Source organism: Streptomyces sp. NBC_00503 (assembly GCF_036346895.1).
Lineage (GTDB): Bacteria > Actinomycetota > Actinomycetes > Streptomycetales > Streptomycetaceae > Streptomyces.
The window spans coordinates 1,439,694-1,461,836 of the sequence record NZ_CP107855.1; the positions used below are offsets into that span (position 1 = coordinate 1,439,694).

Below are 22,143 nucleotides of genomic sequence, written 5' to 3' on the forward strand. Positions count from 1 at the left end.
TGACCGCCGCCCCGGCTCCGCCGGAAACGACCGCGGCCCCGCGCCCGTCGTGGTGGACGGGGGCGGGGCCGCGGTGGGAGGTACTAGCTCCAGCTGGCGTGCAGCGGCTTGCCCTCGGCGTAGCCCGCCGCGGACTGGATGCCGACGACGGCCTTCTCCTCGAACTCCGCGAGGGAGGCGGCACCGGCGTAGGTGCAGGAGGAGCGGACGCCCGCGATGATCGAGTCGATCAGGTCCTCGACGCCCGGACGGGCCGGGTCCAGGAACATCCGGGAGGTGGAGATGCCCTCCTCGAAGAGTCCCTTGCGCGCACGGTCGTACGCGGACTCCTCGGACGTGCGGTTCTGCACCGCGCGCGCCGAGGCCATACCGAAGGACTCCTTGTACAGGCGGCCGTCGGCCGACTGCTGCAGGTCGCCCGGGGACTCGTAGGTACCGGCGAACCAGGAGCCGATCATGACGTTCGAGGCACCGGCGGCCAGCGCCATCGCCACGTCGCGCGGGTGGCGGACGCCGCCGTCGGCCCACACGTGCTTGCCGTGCTTCTTGGCCTCGGCCGCGCACTCCAGCACCGCGGAGAACTGCGGGCGGCCCACGCCGGTCATCATGCGGGTGGTGCACATGGCGCCGGGGCCCACACCGACCTTGATGATGTCGGCGCCGGCGTCGATCAGGTCCTTGACGCCCTCGGCGGCCACGATGTTGCCGGCGACGATCGGGACCTGCGGGTCGAGCGCCCGGACGGCCTTGATCGCGCTGATCATGGATTCCTGGTGGCCGTGCGCGGTGTCGATGACGAGCGTGTCCACGCCCGCGTCGAGCAGCTGCTTGGCCTTGGCGACGAAGTCGCCGTTGATGCCCACGGCGGCGGCGATGCGCAGCTTGCCGTTGGCGTCGGTGGCGGGGGTGTACAGGGTCGCGCGCAGCGCGGCCTTGCGGGTGAGGATGCCGACGAGCCTGCCGTCCTTGTCGACGGCGGGGGCCAGCTTGCGGTGGCCGGCGTCGAGCCTGTTGAAGGCCTCGCGGGGGTCGATGTCGGCGTCGAGGAGCAGGAGCTCCTTGGACATGACCTCGGAGAGCTGCGTGAAGCGGTCCACGCCGGTCAGGTCGTGGTCGGTGACGACACCGACCGGGCGGCCGTCGGCGTCGACGACGACGCCGGCGCCGTGGGCCCGCTTGGGCAGCAGGGACAGCGCGTCGGCGACGGTCTGGGTGGGCGCCAGCGTGATCGGGGTGTCGAGCACGAGGTGGCGCGTCTTCACCCAGGAGATGACGTCGGTGACGACCTCGATCGGGATGTCCTGCGGGATGACGACGATGCCGCCGCGGCGGGCGACCGTCTCGGCCATCCGGCGTCCGGCGATGGCGGTCATGTTGGCCACGACCAGCGGAATGGTGGTGCCGGTGCCATCGGGCGCGGAGAGGTCGACGCTCTGACGGGAGCCGACCGCGGAGCGGCTCGGCACCATGAATACATCGTCGTACGTCAGGTCGTACGGCGGCTTCAGGTCATTGAGGAAACGCACGTGCTGAACATCCCAGTCGATCGGAGGTAACCCCGACAGGGCAGCCGAGGAACGCACGTACTTCATTCTCCCACGTCCTGGTGTTCACACCGCCCGGGGCGATCGTCCAGGACATTTTGATCCGGATGGTCGCTTCCTACGGGACTTCGGTCCCTCCGTGGACGGCGGCGGCTGTCTGGACGAGTGCCGCTGGGCGGCCGGGCGGGGGCTGTGCGGGCCGGTGGACCGGGCCCCGGCGCCGCGCCAGGGGGAGAATCGTTCCTTCTCTGCCGTACCGGACCGCCGTGAACTCGGCGGCGATGGCCAGGGCCGTCTCCTCGGGGGTCCCCCCGCCGAGGTCCAGGCCGATGGGCGAGCGCAGCCTGGCCAGCGCGGCCGCCGTCAGCCCCTCGGCCCGCAGCCGCTCGGTCCGCTCCGTGTGGGTGCGCCGCGAGCCCATCGCCCCCACGTACCCGAGCGGCAGCCGCAGGGCGAGCGTGAGCAGCGGGATGTCGAACTTGGCGTCGTGCGTAAGAACGCACACCGCCGTACGGGCATCCAGCCGGCCCGCCTCCCACTCCGCCGCCAGGTGCCGGTGCGGCCAGTCCACGACGACCTCGTCGGCCTCGGGGAACCGGGCGGCCGTCACGAAGACCGGCCGGGCGTCGCACACCGTGACCCGGTGGCCCAGGAAGGCCCCGATCCGGGCGAGGGCGGCGGCGAAGTCGATGGCCCCGTAGACGAGCAGCCGGGGCGGTTCGGCGGCCGACTCGACCAGCAGGGTCAGCGGCTGCCCGCACAGCCCGCCGGCCGTGCCCAGCTCGGCGGTGCCGGTGCGCCCGGCCGCGAGCAGGGCCCCCACCCGCGCGGCGGCGGCCTCGTCCAGCTCGGCGCTCCCGCCCAGGCAGCCCTCGTAGGAGCCGTCGGCGTGCACGGCCAGCGCCCGGCCCAGCTGCTCGGGCGGGCCGCAGACCACCCGGCCCAGGGCGCTGCGGGACCCGCAGCCGGCGGCGTCGAGCACCGCGCCGATGACGGGCCGCACGGGGTCGTTCCGGCGGACCGGGGTGATCAGGACGTCGAGGATCCCCCCGCAGGTCAGCCCGACCGCGAAGGCGTCGTCGTCGCTGTATCCGAAGCGGTGCACGCCGCCTTCGCCGGAGGCGATCGCCTCCAGGCACATCTCGTGGGCGGCCGACTCCACACAGCCTCCGGAGAGGGACCCCAGCGCGGTGCCCCGGTCGTCGACGGCCAGTGAGGCGCCGGGTCCGCGGGGCGCGCTGCCGCTGACGGCGACCACGGTGGCCACGGCGAAGTCCCGGTCGGAGGCGTACCACGCGCGTAGCTCCGCGGCGATGTCGAGCATCAGCGGATGTATTCGCGGCGGGAGCTCTGCCCCGGGACGACCGGTCTCGGCGGCAGCACCGGGGGCGCGGCCACGCGGGCGGCGGGGCGCGCGGTGGCTGCGGACCGGGCCGGGCCGGGGTACGGCTCGGGGTCCCGTCCGCGCCGGCCCAGCAGCATCGCGGCGTGGGCGACGCTGGCGAGGGTGGCGTGGTGGTGCCAGCCCCGGAAGGAGCGGCCTTCGAAGTCCCGGATGCCGGCGGGTTCGCACACCTCGGTGAAGTCCAGCGCGACCCGGTCGGTGAGCTTGGCGAGCAGGAACAGCTGCGCGAGCGGCCGGTCCCCGATGTTGGTGATCCAGAACTCCGAGGGCAGCAGGGCCGCTTCGGTCCAGGCGCCGACCAGCAGCAGCGGAGTGGGCGCCGCGGGCACGAGCCGGTCCTCGCCGGGGGTGGCGAAGATGGCGGCCGAGGTCAGCAGGGTCACCGCTCCCTCGGCGCGGCCGTGGCGGGTCCATTCGACGACGCGGCGCTGGGAGCGCAGGGAGTCGATGAGTTCGCGGGCGGGCGCGGTGTGCGGCCCGGGTTTGTGCCGGCCGGCGCCGCCGAAGGAGACGGGCAGGGTGCCGTCCACCTTGAACACGAAGGGGATGTCCTGGAGTGCGAAGGATTCGATGCACTGCGGGAGTTCGGTGTTGGACACCTCCATCACCACGGGCCTGCGCTGGAGTTGCCAGCTGGCGGCCATCCGCTGGACCGCGTGTACGGCGTCCTGGGCGGGGGTGAGCGAGCGTGCCGTGTCGGGGATGCCGGCCCGGCGGCGGCGCAGGAGTTCGGCCGTCCATGGACCGGGGAGGGTGAGGGTCCATTCGACGGGGAATCCGGCTTCGCTGGATGCGAGCCAGATCCCGCTGGCCTGCTGGCAGTTGGCGGTGCGGCCGAGCTGCGGGACGAACTGCCGGCCGACGCCGACCGAGCGGTCGCCGGCCTTCTCGATGACCATCGGCCGGACCACCCAGGCCAGCGGGCGCTGGGCGGTGCGTTCGAGGTGCTGGGCGAGGGAGCGGCGGACGGGGGTCCAGTCCCACGGGGATTTGCTGATGAACTGCTGGAGGCTCTGCTCGACGGAACTGGCCCCTGTTCCGGCGATGTTACGGATTGTTTTCTTTCCGCTGGTCCGCACGAGGCCGTTCAGATATACGCGGGCCCAGTTTCGCTGGTCCCGCCGGGGTAACGATTCGAAGAAAAGCGAGATCAATACGTCGATCAATTCGGAGATTTCCCTGGTGGATTCCTCCGGCAGGACTACGCGAGCCATCTGGGCCTCCCCCGCGACCAGCTAGATCCAATACCCTACTTGACCGTGGAGAACGGCCGTAGGCCCCGGCGGCTACTTCCTGAGGTCGCTGGCAGATTCGAGCCGCTCTTCCTCTACCACGAGGGGGATGGGGATCTGGTTCGCCGCATAGTAGAGCGCGATCAGGAAGTGTGCGACGAGAGTGAGCGGAGCGGAGAAGAAGGACAGGACGACGGTCAAGGGGTAAGCGATCGCGCCAAGTCCGAATCTCAACCGGGTTGCCCGCGCGCCTTCTTTGTCCACCGTTTCATGGAAAAGATGCCCGACCTGAGTGACGTACCACCAGAAAGCAAGGAAGGCGAGGGCGTAGACCACGGTCCAGCCGCTGTAGAGAACGGCCGCCACGTTGGCCGAATCCCCGTCCATGAGGTGTTCGGCGAGGATGTTGGTGGTATATGGAATCACCGATACCACCATCAGCACCAGGAGATTCAGGAACAACAGGGGCCGGTCGACGCGCTTGAGGTGACTGAAGATGGTGTGGTGGTTGACCCACATGACGCCGATGATCAGGAAACTCACGACGTACGCCGCGTAGTGCGGCCACTGTTCCAGCAGCCCGTGCCAGAGCTCGCTGCCCTGCCCCTCCGGAACCTTCAATTCCAGCACCAGGATCGTGACCACGATGGCGAATACGCCGTCACTGAATGCCTCGACCCTGTTTGTTTCCTGTTCCATGACCTCCCCTTCGGCCGCACCGCGCACACGATCCCACGCGCACGGGGAGGACTCTGCCCCGCCCTCCCCGCACACGCTACCCAGATATCGGACGTCAGCCGCCGAACCCAGCCGTCTGCCGCCAGATCCGGCCATCGCGGACCACGAGTGTCCCGAACGCATGCTCCGGTTGGCCGTTCAAATTCATGATCGCCCGGTAGAAGATCGTGTCGTCGGTCTCGACGTATTCCTGCAGCTCCACGAGGGTGGGCTTGACCGTCAGGTAGCCGGTGAAGGTCTCGCGCACCGCTTCGATGCCGACCGAGACGCCCTCGAAGCGCAACAGCACGGCGTCCTCGGTGTAGTTCTTCATCACCGCCTCGATGTCCAGCGCGGCCAGCGCCTCCATCTGGCGGACGAACACCGGGTGCAGCGTGGCGATGTCGTACTTGGTCATGTCGACTCCATTCGTTCAACTGGGGCGGGTGACCCGGTCGGCGGTGCGCAGCCCGGGTCGGTGCCGGAGAGCGGCAGCCGGACGGTCATCCGGGTCTCCCCCGGACGTGAGTGGGCCGTGATCGAACCGTGGTGGCGCTGGGTCACGATGCGGTAGCTGAGGTGCAGCCCCAGGCCCGTGCCCTTGCCCACGTCCTTGGTGGTGTAGAAGGGTTCGAAGATCCTCGGCAGGGATTCCTCCGGGATTCCCGAGCCCGTGTCGGCGATCTCCACGACCATGCAGACGCCCTCGATCCGGGCGCGCAGGGTGAGCGTGCCGGCGCCCTCCATGGCCGCCGAGGCGTTGTCGACCAGGTTGGTCCACACCTGGTTCAACTCACTCGGATAGCCCGTCAGTTCGGGCAGATCCGGTTCGTACGCACGCACGATGGTGATTCCGGCGAGCTTGGCACGCAGGACGACCAGCGTGTTCTCCAGTCCGTCGGTCACCGCGAAGCGCTGTTCGGGGGCCCGGTCGAGATTGGCGTAATCCCGGGTGGCCGACACCAGCTGGGAGATCCGCGGACCGGCCGCCCGCAGCTCGGCGGCGAGCGAGCGGATCTCCAGGAGCGCCGCGAGGTGGTCCAGGGCGGCGGGCAGGGCCGGCTCGCCGACCCCCTCCAGCCGTTCCAGCAGCCAGCCCAGCTCCAGCCCTAGGTCGCTGACCCCCGAGCCGAGCAGTCCGGGACGCTCGGCGCCCGCCTCCTCGGCCCAGTCGGCGATCTCCTCCTCGGCGTCCGCCTGGGCCAGCGGATCGGAGACCACCGGCGGCGCCACCTTGTCCAACTCCTCGGCGAGCCGGTCGAATACGGAGCGTTCCGCGCCCGTGGCGGCCGATCCCCAGGCCTGGGCGGTCCGGGTCAGCTGCTCCAGGGCGGGCGCCAGCTCCTGCGCGGCGCGGGCGACGGCGGCGGCCGGGTTGTTCAGCTCGTGCGCGAGGCCCGCGGCGAGGGTTCCCAGGGCCTCGACGGTGGCCCGTTTGCGGGCCTGGACCTCGGAGGACTTGATGCGCCAGGCCAGCACGGGGATCAGAACGGCGGCCACCCCGTGGCAGCGGGTCAGCATCTCGAAGAAGACCGGCTTCGGGTACGCGACCACGGTGGTGGCCGGTCCGCTCGCGGCGGCCGTGGCCACGTAGGCCCCGTCCGTGAGCAGCGGCAGTTCGCCGGTGAAGCGGTGGGCCGCGGCGGGTTTGCCGTCGTGGTCGTCGGCGGCGGCGCTCTCCTCCTCGGTGGAGTGCCGGGTCAGGACCTCCTCCCGGCCGTCGACGACCTTGGTCACCACGAGCCCGCCGGAGAGCAGGACGTGGAAGCCGGTCGCCTCCTCCCCGTCCCGGAAGAGGACCTCCCCGTCGGCGAGCACCCGGGGTTCGGAGACCGAGACCAGCCAGTCCAGCTGCTCCCCGGTGAGTCCCGAGAAGATCTCCAGCCCGTGCAGGGCCGCCCGCAGTGCGGTGGTGTTCATGCCGTGCTCCCCTCGGACCGGGTGCGGGCGGCCAGCCGCAGGGTGGCGAACAGGGCCAGTGCGCACACCGCGGCGACGGCCGCCATGAAGCCGACCGAAGTCCGTTGCAGGCCGTGGATGTTGGTGAACAGCCCGGCGAGGACCGCCGGCACGCTCATCGCGAGGTACGCGAAGACGTAGACGGCGGCGGTCAGTTCGCCGCGGTGGGCCGGTTCGGCGAGGGCGCTCAGTGCCCGGAAGGAGCCGAGGAAGGCGGCGCCCCAGCCGGCCCCGAGGACGGCGGTGGCCACCAGGAACACGGTGGCCGAGCCGAGTCCGAGTCCGAGGAGCACCAGGGCCAGGCCTCCGAGCAGGCCGAGCAGGCCGATGACGGCGGTGCGCAGGGCCTCGGTGCGGCCGAGGAGCAGCTGGGCGACGGTGGCGGCGCCCGCGAGGAGCGCCACGGTGGCTCCGCCGGCCAGGTAGTTGGTGGACCGGAGCAGGGAGAGGGCCAGGTGCGGGCCGAGCGAGAGGTAGAACCCGCCGACCGACCAGACGGCGACGATGGTCAGGATGAGCACGGCGAAGCGTCCGCGCGCGGCGGCGGGGATCCGGATCCGGTGCGGCGCGATCCGCAGGCGGCCGCGGCTCCGGTCCGGGGCGCTCTCCCGCATCCGCACGACGCCGACCAGGGTGACGGCGAAGGCCCCGACGAGCAGCAGGTAGGTCAGTACGGTCGGTGCGGGCGCGTACTGGACCAGGAGCCCGGCGCCGATCCCGCCGAGGCCGATGCCGATGGTGGGTCCGGCGCTGTTGACCTGGGCGCCGAGCGCGGGCCGGGAGCGCGGAGTGAGTTCCAGCAGGGCGGCGCCCATGGCTCCGGTGGCGAGGCCCACCGCGAGTCCTTGTACGGCGCGGGCGGCGAGCAGCAGTCCGAGTCCCCGGGCTCCGGCGAAGAGGCCCATGGAGATGATGGCGAGGACCAGTCCGGCGCCGAGTACGGGCCGCCGGCCGAGGGTGTCGGACAGCGACCCGAACAGCAGGAGCCCGGCGAGCACGGTGACGGCGTAGAGGGCGAAGACCACCGTGATCACGCCGGAGGACAGGCCCCACTTCTGCTGGTAGAGCACGTAGAGGGCGGAGGGGACGGAGGAGGAGAGCATCAGCAGGACGAGGACCGCGCCCACCACCCAGAAGCCGGAGCCTCTGGGCGCACTGGCCGTGTGGGCGGCTGGGTGCAAGGTGACCCCCGTGGTGGTCGCGGTCGGCGCGGTCCGTTCGGACCGTGTGGTCGGTGGGCGCGGTTCCACTGCTTCAACTCCCCCGTGGTGGTCGGTCAGGCGGGTGCCTGCGCCGCCCTCGCGAGCGCGCGGGCGGTGAGCACCCCCGCCAGGTGGCCGAGGTATTCGGCCGAGGTGCCGCGCCCGGGGACGAACAGCTCCCGGGGTTCGGCCCGGAAGGCCGCGAGCACGGCGTCCGTGGTGTACGGGCCCCCGCGCAGCCGGTCTTCGACCCCGCGCAGCCGCAGCGGGCGGGCGGTGGCCCCGGTGACCGCGATGCGCGGCCCGTCGGGGGTGATCCGTACGGCGGTGGCGCACACCGGGTAGCGGGTCGCCCGGTCGGCGGTCTTCGTGAAGGCTGCGGCCCGTCCGGCGGCGGGCACCAGCAGGGCGGTGACGAGGGTGCCCGCCGGGACCCCGGAGGCGGCGAGCTCCTCGGCGGTGACGGTCGTGAGCCCGCCGGGGCCGGCCAGTTCGACGGTGGCCCCTGCGGCGATGGCCGCGACCGGCAGGTCGGTGGCGCGGCCTCCGGCGGCGAGGTTCCCGCCCGCGGTGCCCAGGTTGCGGACCTGGGGGTCGCCGTTGGCGCGGGCCGCGGCCGCGATCTCGGGGGCCCGGGACAGCAGCAGCGGGTGGGCGGCGATCTCCGCGAGGGTGGTGAGCGCCCCGATCCGGATCCCCTGCGCTGTCTCCTCGATGCCCCGGAGCTCCTCCAGGCGGCGTACGTCGACGAGCAGGGCGGCGCGCTCCTCGCCGGTGCGCAGGCCGGGCAGCAGGCTCTGTCCGCCGGCGAGCACCCGGGCTCCGGGCTGTCCCGCCAGCAGGGCCAGGGCCTCGTCCAGGCCGACCGGGCGGACGTATTCGAACTCGGTGAGGATCACTGGGATTCCCCTCTCAGGCGGCGCCAGACCTTCTCGGGGGTGAGCGGCATGTCGATGTGCTGGACGCCGAGGTCGGACAGGGCGTCGACGACGGCGTTGACCACGGCCGCGGCGGGCGGGACGGTGGCGATCTCGCCGGCGCCCTTGGCGCCGAGCGGGTTGTGCGGGGAGGGGGTGGTGGTCTTGTCGAGGGAGAAGAAGGGTGCGTCGATGGCGCGCGGCAGGGCGTAGTGGCCCAGGTCGCGGCTGATCAGGAGCCCGTTCCCGTCGTACTCGGCGGCCTCCATCAGGGCCTGGCCGAGGCCGTGCACGATGGAGCCCTCGATCTGGCCGAGCACCACCTTGGGGTTGCCGATGTTGCCGGCGTCGTCGACCGCGGTGTAGGCCACCACCTCGGTCTCGCCGGTCAGTTCGTCGATCTCGACGACCGCCACGTGCGTACCGAAGGGGTAGTTGAAGTCCGGCGGGTCGAAGTGGGTGGTCTCGTCGAGGGCCGGTTCGATCTCGGGGGGCAGTCCCCAGCCGTACCACATGGCCATCGCCAGTTCGGCGAAGGTCTTGGCGTTCTCCTCGTTGCCCTCTTCGTGGACCTTGCCGCCCTCGTAGACGACCTTGTCCTCGGGGAGGCCGAGGAACACGGCTCCGGCCTTGATCAGCTTGCTCTTGATCTTCCGGGCGGTGAGGGCGACGGCGGGCGCGGCCATACTGTAGGAGCGCGAGCCGTAAGTGCCCTGGCCGTACGGGGCCTTCTGCGTGTCCCCCTCGAACACCTGGACCTGCTCGGGGTCGATGCCGAGCTCGTCGGCGGCGACCTGCGCGAAGACCGTGCCGTGGCTCTGGCCGGTGGAGGCGGAGCCGACGGTGACGGTGACCTCGCCGGTCGGGTGGACGCGGATGTTGGCGCTCTCCCACGTACCGCCCAGCATGCCCTCCTTGGACATCCGGGTGGAGGGGCCGACCCCGCAGATCGCGACGTAGGAGGCGATGCCGACGCCGAGCCGTTTGCCGCGGGCGCGGGCCTCGGTCTTGCGGGCGGGCATGTCGGCGTAGCCGGAGAGCTCGATGGCCCGGTCGAAGTTGAGCTGGTAGTCCCCGGAGTCGTAGGTCCAGCCGAGGCCGTTGTCGTACGGGAACTTCTCCTTGGGCACCAGGTTCTTGCGGCGTACGGCCGCCGGGTCCATGCCGATCTCGGAGGCGTACCGGTCGACGAGCCGTTCCATCAGGAACGCGGCCTCCGCGCGTCCGCTGCCGCGCTGGGCGCCGAGCGAGACGGTGTTGGTGAAGGCGGCGTAGACCTCGCAGAAGGCGGCGTCGATCTCGTACATGCCGCTGATGGAGCGGCCCATCAGGGCGGTGGCCACGCCGGGGCCGATCGTGGAGGGGTACGCGCCGAGGTTGGCGTAGCTGGTGGCCCGCACGGCGGTGATCCGGCCCTCCCGGGTGCCCGCCAGGGTGACGTGCTGGCGGTGGTCGCGGCCCTGGACGGTGGAGTTCATCAGCCCGGTACGGGTGTCCACCCACTTCACGGGCCTGCCCAGCGCCTTGGAGAGCAGCAGGACCAGCGCCATGTCGGGGTACAGGTACCCCTTGGTGCCGAAGCTGCCGCCCACGGTCGGGGCGATCACGCGGAGCTTGTTGAAGGGGATGCCGAGGACCAGCGCGGAGAGCAGGAAGCGGTGGTTGTGCGGCCCCTGGGTGGAGGCGTAGAGGGTGTACTCGCCGGTGACGGCGTTGTAGTCGCCGACCGCGCCGCGCGGCTCGATGGGGCTGTTGATGGTGCGCTGGTTGACCAGGTCCAGCTCGACGGTGACCTCGGCCGCGGCGATGGCCGCGTCGGTGCGGTCCTTGTCCCCGCAGGTCCAGTACGCGTTCAGGTTGCCAGGGACGGCCTCGTGCAGCTGGGGCGCGCCTTCGGCGAGGGCCTCGTCGGCCCGGGTCACCACGGGCAGCGGCTCGTACTCGACGGAGATCGCGGCCAGTGCGGCGGCGGCCTGGCGCGGGGTCTCGGCAACGACCACGGCGATGGGGTCGCCGACGTGGCGCACGGCGTCGCCGGTCAGCACCGGGCGGGCGCCGGGAAGTCCGTAGGGGTGGGGCGGGAAGTGGCTCTCGACCCCGCCGGGTATCCAGATGCACGGCAGCGGCATCACGTCGGTGAAATCGGCTGCGGTGGCCACCTTGAGCACGCCGGGCAGCTGCTCGGCGGCCTTGGTCTCGATGGAGAGGATCTTCGCGTGGGCCACCGGGCTGCCGAGGATCGCCATGTGGGCGGTGCCCGGCAGGTTGATGTCGCCCACGTACGTGGCTTCGCCGCGCAGCAGCTGCGGGTCCTCGCGGCTGTCCAGCGGCTGCCCGAGCAGTCCGTTGCCCTGGAGGGGGGTCTCCCCCGTTACTGCGGTCATCTCCCCGACCCCTCCTGTCCGGACGCGGTGGCGGTGGCGGCGGTGGCCGGCTCCGCGGTTTCCTGGGCGCGGGCCGCGGAGCAGGCGCGCTGCACTCCCCGTACGACGCTGTGGTAGCCGGTGCAGCGGCACAGGTTCCCGGTGAGCCATTCGCGGATCTCGGGCTCGGTGGGCGGTTCGGGGTCGGCGGCGGTGTTCTCGACGAGTTCACCGAGGGCCATGACCATGCCGGGGGTGCAGAAGCCGCACTGGGTGCCGTGCTCCTGGCGCAGGGCCTCCTGGAGGCCGCTGAGTTCACCGCCCGGGGTGGTGACTCCCTCGATGGTGGCCACCTCGGAGCCGGCGGCCGACACGGTGAGGATGAGGCAGCTCTTGACGGAGCGGCCGTCGAGCCGGACGACGCAGGAGCCGCACTGGCCGGTGTCGCAGCCGACCTTGGTGCCGGTCAGTCCCAGGCCGTCGCGGAGCCGTTCGACGAGCAGTTCGTTCGGCTCCGCCGAGAACTGCTCGGGTCTTCCGTTCACGTTCAGTGAGAGGTCCATGCCAGCGCCTGCGCTTCCGTGAGCGGCCGGTTGAAGAGGGGCCCGCCGGGCTGTTGGAGAATTCCTCCGGAGTGCAGCGGGCCGGTGTCGACGGGGGCGAATCCGAGATCCGCGATGATTCCCGCGACGATTTCCTTCGCTTTCCCGTCGTCGCCCGCCGTGAAATGGGCCAGACGCGGGCCCTGGGAGGTGCCGGCGACGGCGAGTGTCTCGAAATGCATGGTGTTCAGGGATTTCACGAGCCGTACGCCGGGATACCAGTCGGCGACGAGTTCGCTGGAGCCCCGCCCGCCCAGATCCCGGGGCGCACCGGGCCCGTTGAACGCGTTGGTGGCGTCGACCAGCACGGTGTCGCGCACGGACTCCTGCGGCAGCAGCCCCTGGACGCTGTCGAAGGGCACCATCAGCACCAGGACCTCGGCGCGGACCGCGGCCTCGGCGGGGTGCGCCGCCGAGGCCGCGGGGCCCAGTTCGGCCACCAGGGGTGCGAGGCTCCGCGGCCCCCGGGCGTTGGCGAGCACCACCTCGTGGTCCGCGGCCACCAGGATCCTGGCCAGGGTCGATCCGATCCGCCCGGTACCGATGACGCCGATCCGCATGAAGACTCCTCAGGTAGATCCGGGTCCGGGACGGAACCCGGTGTCAGTCCATGCCGATCCAGACCGACTTGGTCTGGGTGTAGCTCTCGAGGGATTCGGGGCCGCACTCGCGCCCGTACCCGGAGGCCTTGTAGCCGCCGTAGGGCACGGAGGGGTCGTACTGGTTGTAGCAATTGACCCAGACGGTCCCGGCCTTGATCTGCGAGGCGACCCGGTGGGCGCGGCGCAGGTCCTTGGTGTGGACCCCGGCGGCGAGTCCGTAGGCGCTGTCGTTGGCGATGCGCACGGCGTCGGCCTCGGTGTCGAAGGGGATGATCGACAGGACCGGGCCGAAGATCTCCTCCTGGGCGATCCGCATGCCGTTGTCCACGCCGGTGAACACGGTCGGCAGGAAGTACAGGCCCGCCGACAGATCGGTCGAGGCCCCTTCGGGGGTCCAGCCGGTGCCGCCGGTGCGCAGGACGGCGCCTTCCTTCTCCCCGACCTCGATGTACGAGCTGACCTTGTCGAACTGGCCCCGGTGGGCGAGCGGTCCGAAGAGGGTCGCCGGATCGCGCGGGTCGCCGGGCTTGAGGGCGGCGGCCCGGGTGACGAGCCGTTCGACCATCTCGTCGTGGATGGGGCGCTGGAGCAGCAGCCGGGAGCCGGCCGTGCAGATCTCGCCCTTGTTGTAGTAGATGCCGAAGAAGGCCAGTTCCTCGGCGGCGTCGAGGTCGGCGTCGGCGAAGATGATGTTGGCGGACTTGCCGCCGAGCTCCATCGTCACCTTCTTCAGGGTGCCGGCCGACTTGCGGATGATCGACTGGCCGACCGCGGTGGAGCCGGTGAAGGCGATCTTGTCGATGCCCGGGTGGTCGGTGAGGGTCTCTCCCAGTTCCACGCCCGGACCGGTGATGACGTTGAGCACCCCGTCCGGGATCTCCGCCTCCTGGAACAGCTCGGCGATCTTCAGGGCGGTCAGCGGGGTGGCGGGCGAGGGCTTGTGGACGACCGTGTTCCCGGCCGCGAGGGCCGGGGCGATCTTCGTCATGGACAGCAGCAGCGGGAAGTTGAAGGGGGTGATGGCGCACACCACGCCCACCGGCTCGCGCAGGGTGTAGGCGAGCTGCCCGCCGGCCGGGGCCCGGGAGGATCCGTCCACCCTGGTCACGGCGCCGGCGTAGTAGTGCATGAGCTGGGCGGCCATGGGAGCGTCGACCGTGGAGGAGAAGGCGAACGGCTTGCCCATGTCCACCGTCTCCAGCAGGGCGATCTCCTCCAGGTCGCGCTCGATGAGCTCCCCGACCCGGTTCAGCCGCAGCGCGCGCTCCTGTGCGGAGAGTCTGCTCCAGGGACCTTCCTCGTACGCCCGGCGGGCCGCGGCGACGGCCGCGTCCGCGTCGGCGGCGGCCGCCTGGGCCACCGGTACGATCTCCGTGCCGTCCACGGGGCTGATGTCCGGTTCGGTACGGTCGTCCTGGGCCGAGACCCACTTGCCGCCGATGAACAGTTTCCCGGGGTTGGCCAGGGGCCGGTCGCCGATCACGCGCTTGGTCATGACTGGGGGCTGCCTTCCGGTGTCGGGGTACGGGGGCAGGGCGGTCCGGCTAGCCCTGCGCGAGCTGTGTCAGGAACGTTTCGGCCAGGGCCCTGGAGGAGTACGGGTTCTGGCCGGTGGTGAGCCTGCGGTCCACGACCACGTGCGAGTCCCAGATCGCTTCGGCCTTCTCGTAGCGGGCGCCGAGCCGGGTGAGTTCGACTTCCAGGATCAGCGGGAGGCGCCCCGCCATGTTGGTGACCAGCTCCTCGCTGTGCGAGAAGGCCGTCATCCGGTAGCCCTCGAAGGGCCACCTGCCCTCGCCGTCGCGCAGCGCGAGCAGTGAGGTGTGGCCGTGGCAGACGGTGGCGAGCGGCTTGTCCTGGGCGATGGCCCAGCGCAGGATCTGCGCGAGCTCGTCGGACTTGGGCAGGTCACCGATGGCTCCGTGCCCGCCGCTGATGTAGATGCCGTCGTAGTCCGCGATGTCCTTCTCGCCCAGGCCTTCCAGGGCGATCGGGCTTCTCAGCTGCGGGGCGTCCTCGATGACCCGGACGTACTCGGCCGCGTTGGCGGCGTCCTCGTCCGGCGAGCCCTCCGGGCGCACCCACCGCAGGAACTGCGGGTCGATGCTGGTCTGGTCGACGGTGGGGACCCGGCCCGCGATCGTCGCCACGTCCACGGTGTGGCCGGCGGCCTTGAAGAGGGAAAAGGGCACGGCGAATTCCTCGGCCCAGAATCCCGAGGGGTGCTGTTCCCCGTCCAGCAGATGAAGCGTGGCCTTGGCCGTCATGACGACGAGAATCTTCATGACTCTTCTCCTTGTCTGCGTGTGCCGGATGCACTGGATGCTGCTTGATTCACTGCCGGATTCGCTGCCGATTCAACACGCCCTCCGCTAGGGGCGTAAGGGGCTGACGTCAGGCCCGCGATACTTCGTCACGTGCGTCCAACGCCGAGATGATGGTGCGGAATTCACCGACCAGGGGATGGTCGGGATGGGCTTCGACGAATATGCGTTCACCGTAGAGCGCGGCCATTTCCGGCACATAGGGCAGGATTCCGGCCAGGGGGGTGCAGTAGACCTCCTCGGCCCGCCGCCGGGCGGCCTCCCGGTCGATGCCCTCGGGCGCCATGCTCATCACCAGGGTCCGGCGGCAGGCGAGCCTGCCGGTCAGGGCAATGGTCTCCTCGACGCCGAGGAGGTCGATCGGGTCGGCCCGCGCCATGATCATCAGTACGTCGGCGCTCGCCATCGCGGTGACCGACTCGTTGTTGAGCCCGGCGTGGGTGTCCAGGAACAGGACGTCGAGGTCGTGGTGGACGGCCAGTCGGTCGAAGCCCTCGGGGAGCAGCCCGACGTCGTAGCCGGTGGTCATGAGCTCGCGCAGCGCGGCCGTCCCGGTCCGGGCCGGTACGACGTAGAGCCCGGGTACCGCCTCCTGGGCGGCGGCTTCGATCTCGCAGCGCCCCAGCAGGTAGTCGGCCAGCGAGGGGCCGGGGTCGAGCCGGAAGAGCAGGTCCATGGTGGGCGACTGGATGTCCGTGTCGATCACCCCCACCCGGCGCCCCCCGCCCGCGATGAGCAGGGCCAGGTTCGCCAGCACCGAGGACTTCCCGGTGCCACCGCGGTACGAGTGGACCACGATGATCTGGGTCATCAGGCCACGACCTGGCGGCCGGCACCGTCCGCGTGCGGCCCCCGCGCCGCGCGTGGCCGGTGCAGGGCCAGCATGGTGACGTCGTCGTGCTGTTCGGCTGTTCCGGTGTGTTCGCGTACGGCCGTGTCCATCCGGTCGACCACCTCCCTGCCGCTCACCGGGGGGCCGGCGAGCAGCTCCAGCATCCGCTCGTCGCCGAGGAAGCTGCCCCTGGGGCAGCGCGCCTCGGGCACTCCGTCGGTGAACACGAAGAGGGTGTCGCCCGGGTTCAACTGGGCGTAGCCGAGTGTGTACACACAGTCCGGCAGCACCCCGACGGCGGGGCCCGTGACCTCCAGGGCGAGCGGTTCGGCGCCGTCGGCGGCCAGCAGCAGCGGCGGGTTGTGGCCGCCGTTGATGTAGACCAGGGATCCGGTGAGCGGGTCGAGCACTCCGAAGAAGAGCGTGGCGAAGTAGCCCTGCCGCAGGTGGTTGCGGGTGAGGTAGCCGTTGGTGGCGGTGACGGCGTTGAGCAGCGGGGTGGCGCCGACGACCGGGATGCGCCGGCTGTTGCCGGTGCGGCCGGCGGCCACCAGGTGCTGGAGCCCGCTGTTCTCGGCGGTGTGCCGCAGCAGGGAGCGGATGAGCGCCATGAAGAGCGCGGCGCCGACCCCCTTGTCGCAGACGTCGGCGACGACGAAGGCGAGCCGGCGGCCGCGGGAGAGCTCGAAGACGTCGTAGAAGTCCCCGGCGACCTGCCGGGCGGGCCGGAAGCACACGTCGATCTCCCAGCCTTCGGGGACCGGCAGCGATTCGGGCAGGAAGCCGGCCTGGATCTCGCGGCCGATCTCCAGTTCCTTCTCGTAGCCCATGAGTTCGGCGCGGGCGTCGGCCTCGCGCAGGGTGCGGCCGAGTCCGGCGCGCTCCGAGCAGCTGTGCAGCCGGGCCCCGACGAGGGAGGGCAGGAAGGGCGGTACGAGGTAGTCGTGGCCGAGCCGGACGTGTTCCTCCAGGGCGGCGAACCCCGTCACGGTCCAGACGACCACGATGGGGGCGCCGGCCCAGCGACGCAGTCTGCGCACGGCCGTTCGCACCGACTCCCCGTCCGCCTCGGCGGGGACGAGCAGCACATCGGCTTCGGGCAGTTCGTCCAGTGGCCCGGCCAGCAGTTCGGGCAGGGTGCGCCGGACCAGGTCCGCGCCCATCTCGCCGAGCGCGTCGAGCAGTTCGGTGGGCGGTGGCGGGTACTGATCGAGGATGATCACGGTCGTGGAGGGCATGGGTCCGTCCCCTCAGCCATCACTGTCAGCGTGCTGATGTTGCGGCCGTCCCTGCGTACGTAGCCGAACTCGTCCACGCTGGTCAGCGCCAGGTGGATGCCGAGCCCGCCGATCCGGCGCCGCTCCGGGGCGGTCCCCGGATCGGGTGGCAGCCGCCCCCGGGAGGGGTCGAAGGCCGGCGCCGAGTCCTCTATGGAGATCTGGACCCGGCCCGGCCCGGAGCGGCCGCGGACGGTGATCCGTCCGTCGCCGCCCCGGTACCCGTGCATCACGGTGTTCGTGGCCAGCTCGTCCACGGCCAGCCGGATCCGGTACGCGGCGCCCTTGTCCAGGCCCGCCCGTGCGGCCAGCCGCAGGACGAGCGCGGCGATGTCGCCCAACGCCCCCAGTGTGGCGGGCACTTCGAGCTCGGCGGAGGTCCCCGCCGTTTTGACCGCCTCATCCATCGGCTCAGTCGTCGGAGAGCACGATGCTGCGGTCGAGTCCGGCCGTCCGGATGGTCCGGGAGACGGGCTCGATGGCGCCAACCACCTTGATGGTGACGTGGTCGGCGACCTTCTGCTGGGCGAAGACCAGGGAGCGCAGTCCGGCACTGGCCATGTAGCCGACGCCGGCCATCCGGATCTCGACGGTGCTGGTGCCGTGCCCGGCGGCCTTCTCGATGGTCTGGTGGAAGTCCGGCGCGGTCTTGGCGTCCAGTTCGCCGGCCAGCTCGATCACGGTGGTGTCGCCCTCGATGCTCAGGGACACGGAAAGCGGCATGTGAGGCTCCTTCGGTGCGGTGGGTTGGGGGGTGTCTGGCGACCCGGGCCCGGCCCTGATCCGCCAGACACCCCCTAGAGCTCGGCGTCGGGCGTGCGGCCGACGAGGATCACGACCGCGCGCGGACCGATCAGGTACTTGCCGGCGTTCTCCAGTTCGAGTTCGCCGCCGGGGGTGCGGATGTCGTACGGGGCCTCGGCCCCGGTGTCCGCGAAGAGGTGCCAGCTGCGGCCGCCCGGCAGGGCGGGCAGTTCCAGGTCGTGCGCCTCCCAGTGGGAGTTCATGGCCACGTACACCACGTCGTCGTCCCCGGTTCCGCAGCGGGCCACCGCCAGCAGCCGGCTCTCCGGCGACCAGTCGGGCTGCCAGGCCCGCTCCCCGTGCCAGCTGATGTCGGGCAGCCCCAGGCTGTCCCTCAGCTGCCCGGTGGGGTGGGCGGTGGAGCGCAGCTCGCGGTGGTGCTTGCGGAAGGCGATCATCTCCCGTGTGAACCGGAGCAGTTCGGAGTTCTCGTCGACCTGGTCCCAGTCGAACCAGGACAGTTCGTTGTCCTGGCAGTACGTGTTGTTGTTGCCCTGCTGGGTGCGTGCCACCTCGTCGCCGGACAGCAGCATCGGCACGCCCTGGCTGGTGAGCAGGATGGCCATGGCGTTCTTCATCTGGCGGGTGCGCAGCGCGTTGACCTCGGGATCGTCGGTCGGGCCCTCGACCCCGCAGTTCCAGCTGGCGTTGTCGTTGCCGCCGTCGTTGTTGCCCTCGCCGTTGGCCTCGTTGTGCTTGTCGTTGTAGGAGACCAGGTCGGCCAGGCTGAAGCCGTCGTGCGCGGTCAGGAAGTTGACCGACGCCGAGGTGCCGCGGCTGGAGTACAGGTCGGGCGAGCCGGCGATCCGGGTGGCGAGGTCGCCGGTGATCCCGGGGTCGCCCTTGAGGAAGCTGCGTACGGTGTCGCGGTACTTGCCGTTCCACTCCGCCCAGCGGCCGTACGCCGGGAAGTTGCCGACCTCGTAGAGGCCGCCCGCGTCCCAGGCCTCGGCGATGAGCTTGGTGTGCCGCAGGACGGGGTCGTAGGCGAGCAGTTCCAGTAGCGGCGGGTTGTGCAGCGGGGTGCCGTCCAGGTCACGGCCGAGGATGGCCGCGAGGTCGAAGCGGAAGCCGTCCACGTGGTAGTCGGCGACCCAGTGGCGCAGGCAGTCGAGCACGTAGTTGCGCACGACGGGGTGGTTGCAGTTGACGGTGTTGCCGGTGCCGCTGAAGTTGAAGTAGTACCCCTCGGGCGTGAGCATGTAGTACGTGGCGTTGTCGAGCCCCTTGAAGGAGATGGTGGGGCCCTGCTCGTTGCCCTCGGCTGTGTGGTTGAAGACGACGTCGAGGATGACTTCGATGCCGGCCGCGTGCAGGTCCTTGATCAGGGTCCGGAACTCGTCGCCCTGCATGCCGTAGCGTCCGGTGGCCGCGTAGCCGGCCTTGGGCGCGAAGAAGGAGACGGTGTTGTAGCCCCAGTAGTCGAAGAGCTTCTCGCCGGTCTCCGGGTTGGAGCGCGGGTTGTCGCTCTCGTCGAACTCGAACACCGGCAGCAGCTCTATGCAGTTGACCCCGAGCTCCTTGAGGTACGGGATCTTCTCGCGCAGCCCGGCGAAGGTGCCGGGGGCGGTGACGCGCGAGGAGGGGTGCCGGGTGAAGCCGCGTACGTGGGTCTCGTAGACGACGAGGTCCTCGGCGGGGATGCCCAGCGGGGTGTCGTCGCCCCAGTCGAAGTCCTGGAGGCAGACGCGGGAGCGGTACTGGTAGCCGCGGCTGCGGTCCGGTTCCACGCCCCAGACGTCGCGGCCGGCGATCAGCCGGGCGTAGGGGTCGGAGAGGATTTGGCGGGCGTCGAAGCGGTGGCCGGTGACGGGGTCGTAGGGCCCGTCGGCCCGGTACCCGTACTCGATGTTCTCGTGGTCGAGGCCGAAGACCGTCATGGCGAAGACGCTGCCGGTGCGGAATTCCTGGGGGAACTCCAGTTCGGCCGTCGGTTCGGGCTCTCCGCGCTTGTAGATGACCAGGGTCATGGAGGTGGCCTGGTCGGAGAAGACGGAGAAACTGACCCCGCCGGGGACCACGTTGGCCCCGAAGGGGAAGGGCTTGCCGGCCCGGACGCGGTACCCGCCCACCTCGTGGGTCGGGTACGCGTCCACGCGCAGCACCTGTTCGGAAGCCGGCTCGGTCATCGCGCGGCCCGCGCCTGGGTGGTGGTCTTGGCCGCGGCCTTGGCGGCGGCCTTGGCGGCGGCCGCCTCGGCTTCTCCGGCGGAGAAGAAGTCGAGGAACCCGGTGGCCGACATGACGAACCGGACTTCCTCGCTCACCCCGTAGAGGGTGACGGCGACCCCGGCGTGCTGGGCCTCGCGGTAGACCACGAGCAGGGTGCGCAGCCCGGCGCTGGAGACGTAGGTGACGGCCGTCAGGTCGATGCGCAGCGGCTTGCCCTCGCGGACCAGCGGCAGCAGGGTCTGCAGCAGCGATCCGGAGGTCTCGCTGTTGATCTCGCCGGTGGCGACGAGCACGGTGCCCGTCTTGTTGCGGCGTTCCTTCACGTTCAGGGTCATTGCTTTCCCCTCTGAGTGGGGCGCCCCCGTTGAGCGCTATTGGGCGGTCGGCCGCAGCCGGACCTTGACCTTGACCCGGCCCTGTACGTCGGGCAGGTGGACGGTCAGCTCGTCCGCGTCGAACTCCTCGTACGGCTTCTCGTCGATCTCCACGGACGCGATCCGCACCGAGCCGGCGGGGAGCAGGTCGGGCGAGACGCGCAGCACGCGGTCGGGGAGGTTCGTCGGGTCGGGCTGGAAGTGGAAGTCCATCTCCCGGCCGTTGACCAGCAGGTTGTTGTAGACGGCGGAGAGGTAGCAGAGCTCCGCCGAGTGGTACATGGACATCGAGTGGCTGCCCTTGAGCCGTTCCGTGCCGAGCAGGTACGGGGTACCGCTGGCGAGCACGTTGAAGTAGACGGCGCCCTCGTCGTGGTCGAGGAAGAAGGTGTTGTAGAAGGACTGCGCCTGCCGGGCCTCGCGCAGGAACTCGTCCCCGCCGACGGTGCCGTTCAGGATGAGGTAGGCGAGGATCGCCTGCTCCTGCTGCCACCAGGCCTTGCGGTCGTGCCAGGCGAAACGATACGTCTCCTGGTCGCCCTCCTTGACCCGCTCGACCACGTCGTACCAGCCGCCGCGCTGTACGTCGCTGCCGACGGCCGGCATGATCTCGCCGATCTTGCGGGCGAGCTGCTCGTAGGCCGGCTTGGCCTTCAGCGAGTTCATCCGCATCAGGTTCCAGGCGATCTTCAGGTTGTGGCCGACGACCGCGCGGTTCTGCTGCCAGCTGTGCGCGGTGTCGTGCGACCAGTCGCGGAAGAAGCGCTCCTGGACGAAGGGGCTGTTCTTGTAGTCCGGGAACTTGTCCGCGATCGTGTCGAAGGTGTACTCGAGGAAGTCGGCGTAGCGCTGCTCGCCGGTCGCCAGGTACAGGTTGATCAGGTACGCGGGCGCGTGGTCGCCGACCGAGTTCCAGTTCTTGCGCTCCGCGTTCTCCCCGAGGGACTCGTGGTCGGCGCTGAAGAGGATCGGGTCGATGTGCGAGTAGTAGCCGCCCTGCTCCGGGTCCTTGAAGAACTTGTCGAACAGCCGGATGGTGGCGTCCGCGTCGTTCTTGATCCGGATGTCACCGGTGACCCGGTAGGTCTGGATCGGCCCGGCCAGCGCGTAGATCTGCTCGTACATCGGGATCGCGTCGTAGTCGTCGGAGAACTCCGAGGTGAACAGCTTGCGTTCGCTGTCCCCGTCGACGCTGATGCCGTGGTACCAGAAGACCACGTCCTCCTCGCTGTCCACGACCCGCATGTGCTTGCGCAGGTACTCGGTGCCGCGCTCGGCGACCTCCAGGTACTCGTCCTTGCCGGTCAGCAGGTAGGCCGAGGCCATGCCGTAGACCAGCCGGGAGATCGTGTCGGTCTCCTGGACATGACTGGCGGTCTTGTCGCCGCCGAGGCGGATCTCGGTGCGGTACTCGGTGAAGTCCACCGGCCCGTCGCCGAACTGCGCCCGCTTGTAGAAGTCGGCCAGCGATTCGATCTGCTTGATCCACCAGCTGGGCTCCTCGAAACGGTAGTCCTCGGCCCCGCGGCCCAGGAACACCAGGCGCTTGGCCTCGAAGCGGCCGCCGTGCTCGGGGTAGTGGACCCCGTAGACGTAGAGGAACCGGCCCGGCGAGAGCATCTCGTCGATGTGCCCGGAGGCGTCGATGTACGGCTCGTCCAGGTTGCGGACCAGCTCGGCGCTGGGGTCGCCGGCCAGCGAGACCTCGAACTCACGGCCGTCGGAGGTCTTCAGGCGCAGCAGCCGGGACTCCGAGTCGAAGCGTCCGACGTAACCGGCGATCGTGTCGGAGAAGGAGAAGCTCACGGCATCCGCCAT

At 70.6% G+C, this 22,143-nt stretch carries 20 protein-coding genes; all 20 read right to left on the minus strand.

The features are described 5' to 3' along the window. Positions 1–83 precede the first annotated feature (83 nt). The 20 genes from OG490_RS06690 to OG490_RS06785 all read right to left on the minus strand — a co-directional run bounded on the left by OG490_RS06690 (position 84) and on the right by OG490_RS06785 (position 22,143). A complete protein-coding gene (locus OG490_RS06690) occupies positions 84–1,592 on the minus strand; it encodes a GuaB1 family IMP dehydrogenase-related protein (protein WP_330295355.1) in 1,509 nt (502 codons plus the stop codon). A gap of 70 nt (positions 1,593–1,662) precedes the next feature. Continuing rightward, complete coding sequence (locus tag OG490_RS06695; protein WP_330295356.1) at positions 1,663–2,868, minus strand: XdhC family protein; 1,206 nt, start codon at positions 2,866–2,868, stop codon at positions 1,663–1,665. Next, positions 2,868–4,163 carry an IS701 family transposase gene (locus OG490_RS06700; protein ID WP_330295357.1) on the minus strand — a complete coding sequence of 432 codons (1,296 nt, stop codon included), beginning with the start codon at positions 4,161–4,163 and terminating at the stop codon, positions 2,868–2,870. The genes OG490_RS06695 and OG490_RS06700 overlap by 1 nt, the downstream gene beginning before the upstream one ends. Before the next feature lie 72 nt (positions 4,164–4,235). Next, positions 4,236–4,880: a TMEM175 family protein gene (locus OG490_RS06705; protein WP_330295358.1), complete on the minus strand. Its 645-nt coding sequence runs from the start codon at positions 4,878–4,880 to the stop codon at positions 4,236–4,238. 94 nt (positions 4,881–4,974) lie between these two features. Then, positions 4,975–5,316 (minus strand): nuclear transport factor 2 family protein, encoded by a 342-nt coding sequence (locus OG490_RS06710; RefSeq protein WP_330295359.1) that lies wholly within the window; start codon positions 5,314–5,316, stop codon positions 4,975–4,977. Beyond that, positions 5,313–6,818 (minus strand): ATP-binding protein, encoded by a 1,506-nt coding sequence (locus OG490_RS06715; protein WP_330295360.1) that lies wholly within the window; start codon positions 6,816–6,818, stop codon positions 5,313–5,315. Before OG490_RS06715 ends, OG490_RS06710 begins: the two co-directional genes overlap by 4 nt. Further along, entirely contained in the window at positions 6,815–8,038 is a 1,224-nt protein-coding gene (locus tag OG490_RS06720) for an MFS transporter (protein WP_330295361.1), read from the minus strand. Before OG490_RS06720 ends, OG490_RS06715 begins: the two co-directional genes overlap by 4 nt. A 95-nt stretch (positions 8,039–8,133) precedes the next feature. Then, on the minus strand, positions 8,134–8,958 hold the full coding sequence (locus OG490_RS06725; RefSeq protein WP_330295362.1) for an FAD binding domain-containing protein: 825 nt from the start codon (positions 8,956–8,958) through the stop codon (positions 8,134–8,136). After that, positions 8,955–11,360: a xanthine dehydrogenase family protein molybdopterin-binding subunit gene (locus tag OG490_RS06730; RefSeq protein WP_330295363.1), complete on the minus strand. Its 2,406-nt coding sequence runs from the start codon at positions 11,358–11,360 to the stop codon at positions 8,955–8,957. Before OG490_RS06730 ends, OG490_RS06725 begins: the two co-directional genes overlap by 4 nt. Next, positions 11,357–11,902: a (2Fe-2S)-binding protein gene (locus OG490_RS06735; RefSeq protein WP_330295364.1), complete on the minus strand. Its 546-nt coding sequence runs from the start codon at positions 11,900–11,902 to the stop codon at positions 11,357–11,359. The genes OG490_RS06730 and OG490_RS06735 overlap by 4 nt, the downstream gene beginning before the upstream one ends. Then, positions 11,887–12,501 (minus strand): NADPH-dependent F420 reductase, encoded by a 615-nt coding sequence (locus OG490_RS06740; RefSeq protein ID WP_330295365.1) that lies wholly within the window; start codon positions 12,499–12,501, stop codon positions 11,887–11,889. Before OG490_RS06740 ends, OG490_RS06735 begins: the two co-directional genes overlap by 16 nt. 43 nt (positions 12,502–12,544) lie before the next feature. After that, a complete protein-coding gene (locus OG490_RS06745; protein WP_330295366.1) occupies positions 12,545–14,038 on the minus strand; it encodes an aldehyde dehydrogenase family protein in 1,494 nt (497 codons plus the stop codon). 49 nt (positions 14,039–14,087) lie between these two features. Continuing rightward, on the minus strand, positions 14,088–14,828 hold the full coding sequence (locus OG490_RS06750) for a type 1 glutamine amidotransferase domain-containing protein (protein WP_330295367.1): 741 nt from the start codon (positions 14,826–14,828) through the stop codon (positions 14,088–14,090). A 109-nt stretch (positions 14,829–14,937) separates the two neighbouring features. After that, positions 14,938–15,678, minus strand: a complete 741-nt coding sequence (locus OG490_RS06755; RefSeq protein ID WP_330295368.1) for a MinD/ParA family ATP-binding protein — start codon at positions 15,676–15,678, stop codon at positions 14,938–14,940. Next, on the minus strand, positions 15,678–16,937 hold the full coding sequence (locus OG490_RS06760; RefSeq protein ID WP_330295369.1) for a PP2C family protein-serine/threonine phosphatase: 1,260 nt from the start codon (positions 16,935–16,937) through the stop codon (positions 15,678–15,680). The genes OG490_RS06755 and OG490_RS06760 overlap by 1 nt, the downstream gene beginning before the upstream one ends. After that, positions 16,919–17,383, minus strand: a complete 465-nt coding sequence (locus OG490_RS06765) for an ATP-binding protein (RefSeq protein WP_330295370.1) — start codon at positions 17,381–17,383, stop codon at positions 16,919–16,921. The genes OG490_RS06760 and OG490_RS06765 overlap by 19 nt, the downstream gene beginning before the upstream one ends. Positions 17,384–17,387: 4 nt before the next feature. Beyond that, positions 17,388–17,699: an STAS domain-containing protein gene (locus tag OG490_RS06770; RefSeq protein WP_330295371.1), complete on the minus strand. Its 312-nt coding sequence runs from the start codon at positions 17,697–17,699 to the stop codon at positions 17,388–17,390. 74 nt (positions 17,700–17,773) lie between these two features. Further along, entirely contained in the window at positions 17,774–19,909 is a 2,136-nt protein-coding gene (glgX, locus tag OG490_RS06775; RefSeq protein ID WP_330295372.1) for a glycogen debranching protein GlgX, read from the minus strand. Next, positions 19,906–20,286 (minus strand): STAS domain-containing protein, encoded by a 381-nt coding sequence (locus OG490_RS06780; protein WP_330295373.1) that lies wholly within the window; start codon positions 20,284–20,286, stop codon positions 19,906–19,908. The genes glgX and OG490_RS06780 overlap by 4 nt, the downstream gene beginning before the upstream one ends. Positions 20,287–20,322: 36 nt before the next feature. Continuing rightward, a complete protein-coding gene (locus tag OG490_RS06785; RefSeq protein WP_330295374.1) occupies positions 20,323–22,143 on the minus strand; it encodes an AGE family epimerase/isomerase in 1,821 nt (606 codons plus the stop codon).